General features: G+C 33.1%; 14 protein-coding genes. 6 read left to right on the top strand and 8 right to left on the bottom strand.

Annotation, left to right across the window (positions count from 1 at the left end):
* The 8 genes from rpmG to C8C88_RS01505 all read right to left on the bottom strand — a co-directional run bounded on the left by rpmG (position 1) and on the right by C8C88_RS01505 (position 6,392).
* The gene (gene rpmG, locus C8C88_RS01470; protein ID WP_017495179.1) at positions 1-183 is read right to left on the bottom strand and encodes a 50S ribosomal protein L33; all 183 of its coding nucleotides are present in this window, start codon (positions 181-183) and stop codon (positions 1-3) included.
* Positions 184-210: 27 nt separating this feature from the next.
* Complete coding sequence (gene rpmB / locus C8C88_RS01475) at positions 211-447, bottom strand: 50S ribosomal protein L28 (RefSeq protein WP_024980263.1); 237 nt, start codon at positions 445-447, stop codon at positions 211-213.
* 72 nt (positions 448-519) lie between these two features.
* Complete coding sequence (locus C8C88_RS01480; RefSeq protein WP_121336439.1) at positions 520-1,773, bottom strand: CinA family nicotinamide mononucleotide deamidase-related protein; 1,254 nt, start codon at positions 1,771-1,773, stop codon at positions 520-522.
* A 125-nt stretch (positions 1,774-1,898) separates the two neighbouring features.
* Positions 1,899-2,243: an Hpt domain-containing protein gene (locus C8C88_RS01485; RefSeq protein WP_121336440.1), complete on the bottom strand. Its 345-nt coding sequence runs from the start codon at positions 2,241-2,243 to the stop codon at positions 1,899-1,901.
* Entirely contained in the window at positions 2,243-2,854 is a 612-nt protein-coding gene (locus C8C88_RS01490; RefSeq protein ID WP_121336441.1) for a fumarylacetoacetate hydrolase family protein, read from the bottom strand. The genes C8C88_RS01485 and C8C88_RS01490 overlap by 1 nt, the downstream gene beginning before the upstream one ends.
* A 34-nt stretch (positions 2,855-2,888) precedes the next feature.
* Positions 2,889-3,665 (bottom strand): 3'-5' exonuclease, encoded by a 777-nt coding sequence (locus tag C8C88_RS01495; protein WP_121336442.1) that lies wholly within the window; start codon positions 3,663-3,665, stop codon positions 2,889-2,891.
* 144 nt (positions 3,666-3,809) lie between these two features.
* Positions 3,810-5,120, bottom strand: a complete 1,311-nt coding sequence (locus tag C8C88_RS01500) for a dihydrolipoamide acetyltransferase family protein (RefSeq protein WP_121336443.1) — start codon at positions 5,118-5,120, stop codon at positions 3,810-3,812.
* Positions 5,121-5,204: 84 nt separating this feature from the next.
* Positions 5,205-6,392, bottom strand: a complete 1,188-nt coding sequence (locus tag C8C88_RS01505) for a glycosyltransferase family 2 protein (RefSeq protein ID WP_121336444.1) — start codon at positions 6,390-6,392, stop codon at positions 5,205-5,207.
* A 93-nt stretch (positions 6,393-6,485) separates the two neighbouring features.
* Here C8C88_RS01505 and C8C88_RS01510 point away from each other — a divergent pair, with 93 nt between their 5' ends.
* The 6 genes from C8C88_RS01510 to secA all read left to right on the top strand — a co-directional run bounded on the left by C8C88_RS01510 (position 6,486) and on the right by secA (position 14,421).
* Positions 6,486-8,348, top strand: a complete 1,863-nt coding sequence (locus C8C88_RS01510) for an ABC-F family ATP-binding cassette domain-containing protein (protein ID WP_121336445.1) — start codon at positions 6,486-6,488, stop codon at positions 8,346-8,348.
* Positions 8,349-8,383: 35 nt separating this feature from the next.
* Positions 8,384-9,163, top strand: coding sequence for an O-methyltransferase (locus C8C88_RS01515; RefSeq protein WP_121336446.1), 780 nt, complete (start codon positions 8,384-8,386; stop codon positions 9,161-9,163).
* Positions 9,164-9,302: 139 nt separating this feature from the next.
* Positions 9,303-9,989 carry an ABC transporter ATP-binding protein gene (locus C8C88_RS01520; protein WP_121336447.1) on the top strand — a complete coding sequence of 229 codons (687 nt, stop codon included), beginning with the start codon at positions 9,303-9,305 and terminating at the stop codon, positions 9,987-9,989.
* A gap of 46 nt (positions 9,990-10,035) precedes the next feature.
* Entirely contained in the window at positions 10,036-10,605 is a 570-nt protein-coding gene (locus tag C8C88_RS01525) for a cob(I)yrinic acid a,c-diamide adenosyltransferase (protein ID WP_121336448.1), read from the top strand.
* A 161-nt stretch (positions 10,606-10,766) separates the two neighbouring features.
* Positions 10,767-10,988 (top strand): DUF2795 domain-containing protein, encoded by a 222-nt coding sequence (locus tag C8C88_RS01530; protein ID WP_007138072.1) that lies wholly within the window; start codon positions 10,767-10,769, stop codon positions 10,986-10,988.
* A gap of 85 nt (positions 10,989-11,073) precedes the next feature.
* Positions 11,074-14,421 (top strand): preprotein translocase subunit SecA, encoded by a 3,348-nt coding sequence (secA, locus tag C8C88_RS01535; RefSeq protein ID WP_121336449.1) that lies wholly within the window; start codon positions 11,074-11,076, stop codon positions 14,419-14,421.
* The last annotated feature ends 539 nt before the right edge of the window (positions 14,422-14,960 follow it).

Consider the following 14,960-nt stretch of genomic DNA (forward strand, 5'->3'; position numbering starts at 1 on the left):
TTATTTAATTTCTTTATGAACAGTTACACGTTTCAAGATTGGATTAAATTTTTTAATCTCTAATCTGTCTGGAGTATTTTTTTTGTTCTTTGTTGTTATGTATCTTGAAGTTCCTGCAACACCTGATGTTTTGTGTTCAGTACATTCTAAAATTACCTGGATTCTATTACCTTTCTTTGCCATCTTGCTATATATTTATTTTGGAAAAGATTATTTAATAAATCCTTCTGACTGCGCTTTTTTCAAAACTGCAGCGATTCCATTTTTATTAATTGTTTTTATCGTAGATGCAGCTACTCTTAGAGTAATCCATCTATCTTCTTCTGGAAGATAAAAACGCTTTTTAACTAAGTTAACAGAAAACTTTCTCTTAGTTTTATTCATAGCGTGAGAAACGTTATTTCCTACCATCGCTCTTTTACCTGTAAGGTCACAAACTCTTGACATTATACTTATCTTTTATCGTTATTCAAAATCAGGGTGCAAAGAAAAGAAAAATAAACGGATGAAGCAAAAAAATTATGATAGATTTTTTAAAATTTCTTTCTGTAGGATTTCTAAACTCTTAATCACCGCTCTATCTATCACTTTTTCACGGGGTTGGCCGAAATTAAATTCTTCAACAATTACTTCATTTGGTGTTGCTAATGCTATAAAAACGGACCCTACCTCTGCATTTGCATCTCCTTTTGTTGGACCTGCGTTTCCAGTTGTAGCAATAGCATAATCTGAATTCATCATTTTTTTGACATTCAAAGCCATAGCCGAAGCTACTGCCGCACTCACTACTGAATGGGTATTAATTAGCGCTTCAGGAACACCTAAAACATTAATTTTCACCTCTGTTGCGTACGAAACCACACTTCCCTTAAAGTAATTTGAAGCTCCCGGAACAGATGTTATAACTTCAGCGATTTTACCTCCTGTACAACTTTCTGCAGTGGCAATGGTTTTATTTTGATTTTTCAGAATCCTTCCCACAACTACTTCTAATGTTTCATCTTCATCAAAACCTACAATAATATCATGAATAATAGCATCTAACGACTTAATATTCTCTTCTATTCCTGCCTCTAGTTTCTCTTTATCAACACCCCGCGCAGTAAGTCTTAAACGCACTCTACCTGGCGCGGGCAAATAAGCCAGTTTAATAAAATCCGGAAGGTTGTTTTCCCATTGTTCAATACGTTCCGCAACCATACTTTCCCCTTGTCCGTAGGTAAGAATAGTTTTATGAAGAATATAAGGCCGTTTGTATTCTTGAACTACTTTAGGGATTATTTGATTGTCAACCAGATATTTCATCTCAAAAGGAACTCCTGGAAGCGAAATAAATACGGTATTCTCTTTTTTCATCCACATTCCCGGCGCAGTACCAACTTGATTATGAAGTACGGTACATTTTGATGGGACAAGTGCTTGATCTTTATTTATTTGTGTAATGGTGCGTTTATAAAAACCTTCAATAAGTTGCGTAACATGAGCAAGCACATCTTTATCAACTACTAATTCATCTTCAAAATAATCACAAAATGTTTTTTTAGTAATGTCGTCTTTCGTTGGACCTAAACCTCCTGTAATAACAACTAAATCAACTGTGTTTTGAAGCGCTACAAAAGTATCTAGAATATGTTCCTTATTATCACTTATAGAAATCATCTCCTTGGTTTCAATTCCTATTCTATCTAATGCTTTTGCAATATAGCCGGAATTTGTATCGACGATCTGACCTATTAGAATTTCGTCTCCAATAGTAATTATGGTTGCCTTCATTTTTATGGGATAAGGTTCAGGTATTCAAAAAAGTTAACACTAAGACACGAGAAAAAAGCACCCAAAATTATATTTTGGATTTTTAAACACAGCTAAAAAAATTGAGAATTATCTAGAAATAAAAACTATAAATCGAAATCTTTTTTGATTTCCTTAATAGCTTCTTTTACTTGACTCTTGATACTTTTATAAGTTTCCATGATATCTTTTTTGTTGCCTTCGATTTTTGTCCAAGCCTCAACTTGGAGAATTTCTTCAAAAGCTACATTCATACCCATCAAATCCAAACTTGGTTTGATTTTATGAGCAAAAGCATAAGCATGTTTATGGTCTTTCTTTTTAATTCCTTCTTTGACTTGCGCCAAATCTTCTGGAACTTCGGTTACAAACAATGTTAGAATTTCTTTTACAAATTCTGGATCGTTATCTGAAAGTGCGTACACTTTGGAAAGGTTGTATTTTAAAGCCATTATTTTACTTGTATTCTAAATAGTTTCTGTCCTTCTAAGTATCCTTCTAAAACATCATTGGGTTTTACTGCCGCAACTCCTTCCGGGGTTCCTGTAAAAATAATATCTCCTATTTTTAATGTAAAAAACTGAGAAACATACGAAATAAGCTCGTCAATTTTCCACAACATAAAACTTGAATTGCTTTTTTGAACTGTGGTATTATTAGTTTTCAATTCAAATGTAATATTTTCTAATGAACTAAATTGATTTTTTGGCAAAAATTCTCCAATGACTGCTGAACCATCAAATGCTTTAGCTTTTTCCCAAGGCAACCCCTTGTTCTTTAATTTTTCTTGCAAGTCTCGAGCCGTAAAATCAATTCCAACACTAATTTCGTCATAATATTTGTTTGCAAATTCAGGCTCTATATACTTCCCTACTTTACTTATTTTTACGATTATTTCTATTTCATGATGAACATCTTCTGAAAATTCAGGAATTACAAACGGATGTTGCTTCAATAAAATGGCCGAATCTGGCTTCATGAAAACCACAGGCTCAGTAGGCCTTTCGTTTTGTAACTCTTCTATATGATTGGTGTAATTTCTACCGATACAGATTATTTTCATGCTTTTTAAATAAGAAAATTATAGGATTGAAAGACTAGTTTAATTTATTGTTTAGTTTTCGAAGTTTAATCGCCGTCAAAACCTTCTTGGTATATAAAGGAAAATCCGCATTTTGTATCCAACTAAAATAACCAGGCTCCGTTTCTAAAATTTTATCCACTTTCATGCCTTTATGTTTTCCAAAAGTAAAAATTTCCTCATCATCTTTATCAAAAGCTATCATTCCGGCGAAATCCGCAATTTTTTTCCTTGTTGTAAACTCTGACAATAATCTCATGTCATTTTCCAACTCTGGATATTTTTCTAACTGAGCTTTTAATATTTCATAAGTAGCCATAGTATCTGCTTCTGCTGAATGTGCATTTTCAAGACTTTTACCACAGTAAAATTTCAAAGCAGCACTTAAAGTACGCTCTTCCATTTTATGAAAAATAGTTTGAACATCTACAGAAACTCTGTTTTTCATATCAAAATCAACTCCTGCACGAAGCATTTCTTCGGCCAGCAATGGAATATCAAAACGATCTGAATTAAAACCTGCTAAATCACTGTCCTTAATCATAGCGTAAACCTGAGGCGCTAATTCATTAAAAGTAGGTTCATTCGCAACTTTCTCATCACTTATTCCGTGAATTGCTGTTGATTGTGGAGGAATTGGGATAGTAGGATTTACTAACCAAGTTTTACTTTCTTTGTTTCCGTTTGGAAAAACTTTGAATATTGATATTTCTACTATTCTATCTTTTCCAATATCAATTCCTGTTGTTTCAAGATCAAAAAAGCAAATTGGTTTGTTGAGTTTCAGTTCCATTTTTAATTTTAATAAGATTACAAATATATAGATTTGGTTTTATTTCATTTAAGGTTTAAAGTATAAAGTTCCAGAAAACCTCAAAAAAAGAAAACCCGATTGATTTTTGAAAATCAATCGGGTTTTTATTGTAATTATAAACTTTTAAACATCTCGATTCACGTCAAAAGCCTCTAAATATTCGGCTACTCTCTTTACGAAACTACCTCCTAGTGCTCCATCAACAACACGATGATCGTAACTATGAGATAGGAACATTTTTTGACGAATACCTATAAAATCTCCTTCTGGAGTTTCAATAACAGCAGGCATTTTACGAATAGCTCCAAGAGCTAAAATCCCTACTTGTGGTTGATTGATAATTGGCGTTCCAAAAACACTACCAAAAGTCCCCACATTAGTTACCGTATAGGTTCCTCCTTGTGTATCGTCTGGTTTAAGTTTACCCATTTTGGCACGGTTTCCTAAATCATTTACTGCTTTTGCCATTCCAACCAAATTCAATTGGTCAGCATTTCTAATAACTGGAACAATTAAGTTCCCATTTGGCAAAGCGGCTGCCATTCCCAAATTGATATTTTTCTTTTTAATAATATAATCTCCTTCAACAGAAATATTCATTCCTGGAAAATCTTTTAGCGCTTTTGCAACTGCTTCCATAAATATAGGAGTATAGGTCAACTTTTCGCCTTCACGCTTTTCGAATGAAACTTTATGTTTTTCTCTCCATTTTACAATATTCGTCACATCAACTTCTATAAAAGACTGAACATGTGCTGATGTTTGAATTGAAGCTACCATGTAACCAGAAATCAGCTTACGCATTCTGTCCATTTCTATCATTTCATCACCACCACTTATAGATACTGGAGCTGCCGTTTGACTAATAGGCGTTACGGATTCAATCACTTTTGGCGATTCAACCGATTTTCCTGAGTTAACTAAACTTTGGTTTCCTCTATTTTGAACATATTCTAAAATATCATTTTTAGTAACTCTTCCTTCTTTACCGGTACCTAAAATTGATTCTAATTCAGCCAAAGAAACTCCTTCTTCTTTTGCAATATTTTTAACTAATGGCGATAAGAATTTTTCCGATTCAGCAAAGTTTACTGGAGCGGCAACACTTTCTTTTACAGAAGCAACTGATTTTTCAATTACTTCTACTTCAACAGGAGCTACTTCCTGGCTTGGAGCCAAAACCTGACTATCTCCTTCGGTCTCAATAATAGCAATAGTTTGACCTACTTGAACTAAATCATCTTTTCCAAACAATTGTTCTACTAAAACACCTGAAACTTCACTAGGAACTTCGCTATCAACTTTATCTGTAGCAATTTCAAGTACCGCTTCATCCGCTTCAATTTTGTCACCAACTTGTTTCAACCAATTTGTGATGGTTGCTTCCGCAACACTTTCTCCCATCTTAGGAAGTTTTAATTCAAATCTTGCCATATTGTTAACCTAAAAGGTGTTTTTGATTTTCTGCTTGCGAAATTACTAAATATTTTGCGTCCAAATTAAATTTAATGCAATTTATTAATCAATTTGAATAATCTCTCCTCTATCATTGTTCGAATTACTTCCAATTAAAAAATGAGTATTTTTAGGCACTATCTTAAAAGTAATTCCCTTGCTTCGTGACTTCTTTTTTAAAATGTCTAAAACGGATATAATTTCTTTAAAAGAAAGGAATTCATTATCTAAAATAATTTCCGTTTCCGAACTAAAATTAAACAAGGACGAAATTACCATTTTTTCTGTTTTCAAGTCGTGAAATGATACTTTTTTTTGAAAAATCAAAGCCAATTTATCCGCTAAATCTTTATTAGCCGAACAAAGAAGATATTGCTTAGGAGAAATCTTGATTCTAGAATGTCCTTGAAACATTTTTAGAAAAGAAAAAAAAACTATTCCTATTTGCATAAAAAACGAAAATAAAACGGATTCCAAACCATTAGAACTAAAATGCTTTTTGTAGAAAAACTGCATTGCCTCTTGAAAACGTCTTACATACACATCATCCTTAACCGTGCTTTCTCCTTTATAATGTAGTATCGTTGTTTCATGAAAATAATAATTTGGTTTCCCTTTTTGCAAAATCCTGTATGACAAATCAATATCGTCTGAATACATAAAACAATCTTCATCAAATCCACCTACTTCAAGATACAAATCGCGTTTCAGAAACATAAAGGCTCCAACTAGAATTTCAACTTTCCCTGTTTGATTTTCATTTAGATGTTGGGCATAATATCTTCCAAATATTTTTGATTTTGGAAAAATCCTGTACAAACCCATCATTTTAGTGAATGCAACCCAAGGAGTCGGAATTCCTCTTTTACTTTCTGGCAGAAAATTACCCGTTCCGTCGATGAGTTTTACTCCTACAATTCCTAAATTGGATTGCTTTTTGGCGAAAGCCAGTACTTTAATAAATGTATCCTCTGCAACAACAGTATCTGGATTGAGTATGCAAACATATTCGCCTTTAGCTTCCGCTACACCTATGTTATTCCCTTTTGGAAAACCTAAATTCTCTTTGCTTTCAATGAGTTTAATATTCGGAAAACGTTGCTTCATCATACGGCAACTATCATCGGGGGAAGCATTATCAACAACAATAATCTCTGCATCAATAGACTCCAAAGCATTTTGAACACTTAAGACACATTGCTCTAAAAAATAGCGGACATTATAATTCAGTATGATGACAGATAATTGCATTTTTCAAAGATATATTTTAAGATACAAACAGACAAAGGATGAAAGTAACAAAGTTTCACTTCAAAAGATTACTTTTGCAAAAAAATTAGCCCTGTGAATTACTTATCTGTTGAAAATATCTCGAAATCTTTTGGTGAGAGAACCCTTTTTGAAAATATTTCTTTTGGAATTAATAAAGACCAAAAAATTGCTTTCATAGCCAAAAACGGCTCGGGAAAAACCTGTATCATGAAAATTATCAATGGCGAAGATGAGCCAGATACAGGACAGGTTGTACTTCGTAAGGAAATTAAAATGGCGTTTTTGTCACAAGATCACAACTTACAAGATGAGTTGACGATTGAAGAAAGCATTTTCGCTTCCGATAATGAAACTTTAAAAGTAATTGAGCGCTACGAAAAAGCACTTGAAAACCCAGAAGACGAAGAAGCGTATCAAAAAGCTTTTGATCAAATGGACCAACATAATGCTTGGGATTTTGAAACACAATTCAAACAAATTTTATTCAAATTAAAACTCGAAGATTTTAAACTTAAAGTTAAAAATCTTTCTGGAGGACAGAAAAAACGTTTGTCGCTAGCAATAATTTTAATCAATCGCCCTGATTTATTAATTCTAGATGAACCTACGAATCACCTGGATTTAGAAATGATTGAATGGCTAGAAAGCTATTTTGCTAAAGAAAATATAACGTTGTTTATGGTAACGCACGACCGTTTCTTTTTAGAACGTGTTTGCAATGAAATTATCGAATTAGACAACGGAAAATTATACCAATACAAAGGAAATTACTCCTATTATTTAGAGAAAAAAGAAGAACGAATTGCTTCAGAAAACTCTAGTATTGACAAAGCACAAAACTTATTTGTAAAAGAATTAGAATGGATGCGCCGTCAACCAAAAGCAAGAACAACCAAATCTAAATCGCGTCAGGATGATTTTTATGTAATTAAAGAAAAAGCTCAAAGTCGCCGTAAAGAGAACAAAGTGGAACTTGAAATTAACATGGAACGAATGGGAAGCAAGATTATAGAGCTTCACAAGATTTCTAAAAAATTCAAAGACCGAGTTATTCTAGATAATTTTAGTTTTGATTTTCAACGTGGCGAACGCATCGGAATCATTGGAAAAAACGGAACTGGAAAATCAACTTTCCTAAATTTATTAACTGGAACGATTCCACTTGATGGAGGAAAAGTTGTGGTTGGTGAAACCATCAAAATTGGATATTATACCCAAACAGGAATAAATCCAAAACCAAATCAACGTGTAATTGACATCATTAAAGAATACGGTGAATACATTCCGTTGACAAAAGGGAAAATTATTTCGGCTTCACAATTGTTAGAGCGCTTTCTTTTTGATGCTAAAAAACAATACGATTTTGTCGAAAAATTAAGTGGTGGCGAATTGAAACGGTTGTATTTGTGTACGGTTTTAATTCAGAATCCAAATTTCTTGATTCTTGATGAACCTACAAACGATTTAGATATTGTTACCTTAAATGTTTTAGAAAGCTTTCTTTTGGATTATCCGGGATGTTTACTTGTCGTTTCTCACGATAGGTATTTTATGGATAAAATTGTCGATCACTTATTCGTTTTTAGAGGCGATGGCGTAATTGAAGATTTTCCTGGAAATTATTCTGACTTTAGAGCTTATGAAGATAGTGCTGATGTCGCTCAAAAAGAAGAAAATAAAGCAGATAAAAAAGATTGGAAGCAAAACAATCCAACTGGAAACTTGACTTTCAACGAGCAAAAAGAATATCAAAAAATTGAAAGAGAAATCAAGGATTTAGAAATTCAAAAAGCAACTATTGAGCAATTATTTTCAGAAGGAAAAGTGGTGGATACCGATATTGAGAAAAAGGCAAATGAATTGAAAAACATCATCACTAAAATAGAGGCAAAAGAAGAACGCTGGTTTGAGCTTTCGGCAAAAATTGAAGGGTAATTAATTTTGATAACGGTTTTGATTTCAGATTTAAAATGCTGCATAGTATAAAATCATATATAACATTCCTTTGGAAATCGAAAAATGAACACGCGGTACATTCGCCTTTTGTGTTTAGTTTGATTACCAAATGCTTTTATGACCGAAAATCAAAACCAGAATATTCCATTTTAAAAAACTACAGAAACCTTCTGTTAGAAAATAAAAATCAGATTGAAGTTACTGATTTTGGAGCAGGTTCCAAAGTTTTTAAATCCAATACAAGAGAAATCTCAAAGATTGCAAAAACAGCTGGAATTAGTCCAAAACGAGCCAAATTACTATTTAGGGTTGTTAATTATTTTCAACCAGATGCTATTTTAGAAATAGGAACCTCATTAGGACTTGCTACTTCTGCCCTTGCTTTAGGAAATCCAAAAGCTTTTGTCACCACATTAGAAGGTTGTCCAGAAACGGCAAATCAATGTCAATTGCAATTGCAGAAATTCAATATCAATACGGTAAAATCTATTGTAACCGAATTTTCAACTTACTTCAAAACCATAAACAATCAACCAGAAACCATCAACCTTATTTACTTTGACGGCAATCATTCAAAAAAAGCCACTTTAAATTATTTTGAAAGTTTATTACCAACTATTACGAACGATTGCGTTTGGATATTTGATGATATTCATTGGTCTACAGAAATGGAAGAAGCTTGGGAGAGCATTAAAAATCACCCAAAAGTTAAAGTTACCATTGACACTTTTCAATGGGGATTTGTTTTTTTTAGAAAAGAACAAGAAAAAGAGCATTTTATAATTCGAGTATAATCGTAAAGAATCCTTTTGTTAAGCCCAAACAGAAATATTTTTTTGTAACAAAAATGTATTCAATACTACTTATGATTAATTCAAAAGTGTTTTGTACTTTTAAAATCTAAAATATCTAATACAACAATCGTAAATTCCGATGGCAAAACCGCTTATAAAAATAACCAATATCAAACGAGATTTTGTTCTCGGAAATGAAATCGTTTATGTGTTAAAAGGCATTGATTTAGAAATAAATAAAGGAGAATATGTAGCGCTGATGGGGCCTTCAGGATCTGGAAAGTCTACTTTAATGAACCTTCTTGGATGCTTAGATACTCCTACTTCAGGCTCTTATGTTTTGAACGGAAAAGATGTCAGCCAAATGAAAGATGATGAATTGGCGGAAATTCGCAATAAAGAAATTGGTTTTGTTTTCCAGACATTCAATCTTTTACCAAGAACTACGGCATTAGATAATGTGGCACTGCCAATGATTTATGCAGGTTTTTCTAAAACAGATCGTAATAAACGCGCCACAGAAGTTTTAGAACAAGTAAATCTTTCTGACAGAATGGATCACCAACCCAACCAACTTTCAGGAGGACAACGTCAACGTGTCGCTATCGCTAGAGCTTTGGTAAACAAACCATCTATTATTCTTGCTGATGAACCTACAGGAAATCTAGATAGCAAAACTTCTGTTGAGATAATGAAGCTTTTTGGAGACATCCATTCCAAAGGAAACACCGTTATTTTAGTAACTCACGAAGAAGAAATTGCCGCTTACGCCAATAGAGTAATTCGTTTACGCGATGGATTGATAGAAAGCGATACTACTAAATAATTGATTCGGTTAATTAATTATTTGTTTAACCGATTAAACAACAAAAATGAAAGTATACACAAAAACAGGAGATTTAGGAACCACAGCTCTTTTTGGAGGAACTAGAGTACCAAAAGATCACGCCCGAATAGAAAGTTACGGAACAGTTGATGAATTGAACTCTCACATTGGTTTAATTCGAGATCAAGATATGAATGTTCATTACAAACAAACACTAATTGAAATTCAAGATAGATTGTTTACCATAGGAGCCATACTTGCTACACCACCGGAAAAAGAAGTATTAAAAAATGGCGAACTCCGTTTAAAAAAACTAGGAATTATCGAATCCGACATTGAATTACTTGAAAAAGAAATTGATGCCATGGAAGAAGCCTTACCGCCAATGACTCATTTTGTATTACCTGGAGGACACACTACAGTGTCATATTGTCATATTGCGCGCTGTGTTTGCCGCCGTGCAGAACGTTTAGCAGTACATTTAAGCCATAATGAGCCCGTTGCCGAAATTGCAATTAAGTACTTAAACCGACTTTCTGACTATCTTTTTGTGTTGGCACGAAAGTTGTCTCATGATTTAAACGCCGAGGAAGTTCAATGGATTCCTAGGAAATAGTTATTTGTATTTAGAGGAGCGTTTTAATTCAAAAATTAGCACTATTCATCTAAAACATTAAACAAAAAAAGACGTTCTTAACTTTTTATTAAAATAAATCGATTTTTACTTGTCTCTTTCAGTAAAAAATTTATTTTTGCACAAAACTAAATTGACAAAACATGTATTGGACATTAGAATTAGCATCCTATCTTAGTGATGCACCGTGGCCTGCTAACAAAGACGAACTTATTGACTACGCTATTAGAGCAGGAGCTCCATTAGAAGTAGTAGAAAACCTTCAATCAATTGAGGATGAAGGCGAGATATATGAATCAATGGAAGAAATTTGGCCAGATTATCCTACAGACGAAGATTATCTTTGGAACGAGGATGAATATTAAAAAATAACCCAAGGAAAAAGTCTCAAAAGAGGCTTTTTTTTTGTTTAAGTTTACACATTTACATAAAATAGAAATAAAATAAATCATGAGTTTCATAAACAGTATTATTAAAGTCTTTGTTGGTGACAAGTCACAAAAAGATGTCAAAGTTTTACAACCTTATCTTAATAAAATCAAGACTTTTGAAAGTAGTCTAATGTCATTATCTAATGATGAGCTTAGAGCGCGTACGGTTTTCTTTAAAGAAAGAATCAAACAAGCGCGAAGTGAAAAAGATGCTAAAATTGCTTCATTACAAATTGAAGTAGAAGGTATTGAAGATATTGACAAAAGAGAAGATATTTATATCGCTATTGATACTTTAGAAAAAGAAGCTTACGATATTTCTGAAAAAACATTAATGGAAATTCTTCCTGAAGCATTTGCAGTTGTTAAAGAAACAGCAAGACGATTCAAAGAAAACACCCAACTTGTTGTAAATGCGACTCCTAAAGATCGCGAACTTTCAGCTACTAAAAGCTACATTACTTTAGATGGTGATAATGCTATTTGGGCAAACTCATGGAGTGCTGCTGGTAAAGAAATTACTTGGGATATGATCCACTATGATGTGCAATTAATTGGTGGAATGGTTTTGCATGAAGGAAAAGTAGCCGAAATGCAAACAGGTGAAGGAAAAACATTAGTGGCAACATTACCATTATACTTAAATGCTTTAACTGGAAATGGCGTGCATTTAGTAACTGTAAATGACTACTTAGCAAAACGTGATAGCACTTGGAAAGCTCCTTTGTTTGAATTTCATGGGTTAACAGTTGAATGTATTGACAATTACCAACCAAGCTCTGAAGGAAGGAAAAAAGCTTATGATGCTGATATCACTTACGGAACTAATAACGAATTTGGTTTTGACTACTTAAGAGATAATATGGCGCATTCGCCAGAAGATTTAGTTCAAAGAAAACATAACTATGCTATTGTTGATGAGGTAGATTCTGTTTTAATTGATGATGCTAGAACACCACTTATTATATCTGGTCCTGTTCCTCAAGGAGATCGTCATGAATTCAATGAACTCAAACCAAAAATCGAAAATTTAGTTAGCTTACAAAGACAATTAGCTAATGGTTTTTTAGCAGATGCAAAAAAATTAATTAAAGAAGGGAATACAAAAGATGGCGGATTTAGTTTACTAAGAGCCTACAGAGCTTTACCTAAAAACAAAGCTTTAATCAAATTTTTAAGTGAAGAAGGAATCAAACAATTGCTTCAAAAAACAGAAAATCAGTACATGCAAGATAACAATCGTGAAATGCATAAGATTGACGAAGCATTGTATTTTGTTATTGAAGAAAAAAACAATCAAGTTGAATTGACTGATAATGGAATTAAATTCTTGTCGTCAGATTCAGAGGATAATAACTTTTTCGTGCTTCCAGATATTGGAACTGAAATTGCAGCTATCGAAAAGAAAAAATTAGACTCAGACGCTGAAGCGGAAGAAAAAGAAAGATTATTCCAAGACTTCGGTGTAAAAAGTGAGCGCATTCATACTTTGACACAACTTCTAAAAGCATATACTCTTTTTGAAAAAGATGTAGAATATGTTATCATGGATAATAAAATCATGATTGTTGATGAGCAAACGGGTCGTATAATGGATGGTCGCCGTTATTCTGATGGTTTACACCAAGCTATTGAAGCCAAAGAAAACGTAAAAATTGAAGCTGCAACACAAACATTTGCTACAGTAACATTACAAAACTATTTCAGAATGTACAGCAAATTAGGTGGCATGACTGGAACAGCAGTGACTGAAGCGGGAGAATTGTGGCAAATCTATAAATTAGATGTAGTAGAGATTCCTACTAACAGAGGTATGGCAAGAATTGATAAAGAGGATTTTATTTATAAAACTACTCGTGAAAAATTCAATGCTGTAATTGAAGATGTAACAGAACTATCAAAAGCAGGAAGACCAGTACTTATTGGGACAACTTCTGTTGAAATTTCAGAATTATTAAGTCGAATGTTAAAAATGCGTGGTGTTACACACAATGTATTAAATGCAAAAATGCACAAACAAGAGGCTCAAATTGTAGAAGAAGCTGGAAAACCAGGAGTAGTTACAATTGCAACAAATATGGCTGGACGTGGTACAGATATCAAATTATCTGCTGAAGTTAAAGCTGCTGGAGGTTTAGCTATTGTTGGTACTGAACGTCATGATTCTAGACGTGTTGACCGTCAATTACGTGGTAGAGCAGGTCGTCAAGGAGATCCTGGAAGTTCACAATTTTACGTATCTCTTGAAGATAACTTGATGCGTTTATTTGGTTCAGAAAGAGTAGCCAAAGTAATGGACAGAATGGGATTACAAGAAGGAGAAGTTATCCAACATTCAATGATGACTAAATCTATTGAGCGTGCGCAGAAAAAAGTTGAAGAAAACAACTTTGGTGTTCGTAAACGTTTATTAGAATATGATGATGTTATGAATGCACAACGTGAAGTCGTTTACAAACGTCGTCGACATGCATTATTTGGAGAACGTTTGAAATTAGATATAGCAAATATGCTTTATGATACTTGCGAGCTAATCGTTAACGAAAACAAAATTTCGAATAATTTCAAAAATTTCGAATTTGAATTAATTCGTTATTTCTCTATTACTTCACCAGTATCAGAAAGTGACTTTATCAAATTATCAGAGATAGAATTAACAGGCAAAATTTACAAAGCTACACTTGAATTCTATACTCAAAAAACAGAAAGAAGTGCTAGAGAAGCTTTCCCTATCATAAAAGGAGTTTACGAAGAGAAAAACAATCATTTCGAACGTATTGTTGTTCCTTTTACAGATGGAATCAAAACTTTCAATGTTGTCACTGATTTGAAGAAAGCATATGATACAGAAGGAGCGCAATTAGTTGCTGATTTTGAGAAAAATATCACACTATCTATTGTAGATGAAGCATGGAAAAAACACTTACGTAAAATGGACGAATTGAAACAATCGGTTCAATTGGCTGTTCACGAACAAAAGGATCCATTACTTATTTACAAACTAGAAGCTTTTAATTTATTTAGAGGAATGCTCGATAATGTAAATAGAGAAGTTATTTCATTCTTATTCAAAGGTGATTTACCAGCACAACAAAACCAACAAATTAAAGAAGCTAAAGAAGTTCGTCAAAAAGAAGACTATAAATTAACTAAAGACGAAATTCCTAATAGTGAAAATATAAATCATGAAGCTGGCGAAACACAACAAAGACAAGTTACTGAAACAATTGTTAGGGATATGCCTAAAATCAATCGTAATGACACTGTTACTGTTAAACAAATAGCTACTGGAAAAACAGAAAGCATGAAGTATAAAAAGGCTGAAAGTCTATTATCTTCAGGAGAATGGGTTATTGTGAACGAATAAATCCAATCTTAATACCATTCAAATCCTCAATTACCAACAGTAATTGAGGATTTTTTTTACCCTTAATTCAAGTAAATCCAGTAAAAAAAATATCAATATTTTAAAAAACTTAAAAGAATCCAAACACAAAATAACTAAATATAATTGGGCGTGCCCCTACGCAAAGCTTCGGGTCTGGCTATCGTTACAAGTCCTCACAAAACTCCATTACATTTCGTTTTGCTGTGGGCTTTCCACTACTATCCATCACGCGATGCCAATAACACAGAACTACATCTATTTCTACAATCAAATTCTAAACAGATAACTAATATCTTCAAAAACCTAATCACTCGAAATGTGATAATATAAAATCATTACTCCAGTGAAGTTTAAAGACAAAAATAGAATACCATTTTTTCAATTTAAATTCTAATTTGATCTCAATAGGCATTAAAAAACAAACCCCCTTCATGGCTTGATGAAGGGGATTTTAAAGAAAGGCGACGAACCGAGCTTGCGAACAGGTCGTACTGATAAAAAAAAAGAACCCCAACCTG

The organism is Flavobacterium sp. 123 (genome assembly GCF_003634825.1).
Taxonomy (GTDB): Bacteria; Bacteroidota; Bacteroidia; order Flavobacteriales; family Flavobacteriaceae; genus Flavobacterium.

Coding starts and splice junctions, on each gene's coding strand:
- rpmG (WP_017495179.1), bottom strand. CDS start 183: ATGGCAAAGAAAGGTAATAGAATCCAGGTAATTTTAGAATGTACTGAA.
- rpmB (WP_024980263.1), bottom strand. CDS start 447: ATGTCAAGAGTTTGTGACCTTACAGGTAAAAGAGCGATGGTAGGAAAT.
- C8C88_RS01480 (WP_121336439.1), bottom strand. CDS start 1,773: ATGAAGGCAACCATAATTACTATTGGAGACGAAATTCTAATAGGTCAG.
- C8C88_RS01485 (WP_121336440.1), bottom strand. CDS start 2,243: ATGGCTTTAAAATACAACCTTTCCAAAGTGTACGCACTTTCAGATAAC.
- C8C88_RS01490 (WP_121336441.1), bottom strand. CDS start 2,854: ATGAAAATAATCTGTATCGGTAGAAATTACACCAATCATATAGAAGAG.
- C8C88_RS01495 (WP_121336442.1), bottom strand. CDS start 3,665: ATGGAACTGAAACTCAACAAACCAATTTGCTTTTTTGATCTTGAAACA.
- C8C88_RS01500 (WP_121336443.1), bottom strand. CDS start 5,120: ATGGCAAGATTTGAATTAAAACTTCCTAAGATGGGAGAAAGTGTTGCG.
- C8C88_RS01505 (WP_121336444.1), bottom strand. CDS start 6,392: ATGCAATTATCTGTCATCATACTGAATTATAATGTCCGCTATTTTTTA.
- C8C88_RS01515 (WP_121336446.1), top strand. CDS start 8,384: ATGCTGCATAGTATAAAATCATATATAACATTCCTTTGGAAATCGAAA.
- C8C88_RS01520 (WP_121336447.1), top strand. CDS start 9,303: ATGGCAAAACCGCTTATAAAAATAACCAATATCAAACGAGATTTTGTT.
- C8C88_RS01525 (WP_121336448.1), top strand. CDS start 10,036: ATGAAAGTATACACAAAAACAGGAGATTTAGGAACCACAGCTCTTTTT.
- C8C88_RS01530 (WP_007138072.1), top strand. CDS start 10,767: ATGTATTGGACATTAGAATTAGCATCCTATCTTAGTGATGCACCGTGG.
- secA (WP_121336449.1), top strand. CDS start 11,074: ATGAGTTTCATAAACAGTATTATTAAAGTCTTTGTTGGTGACAAGTCA.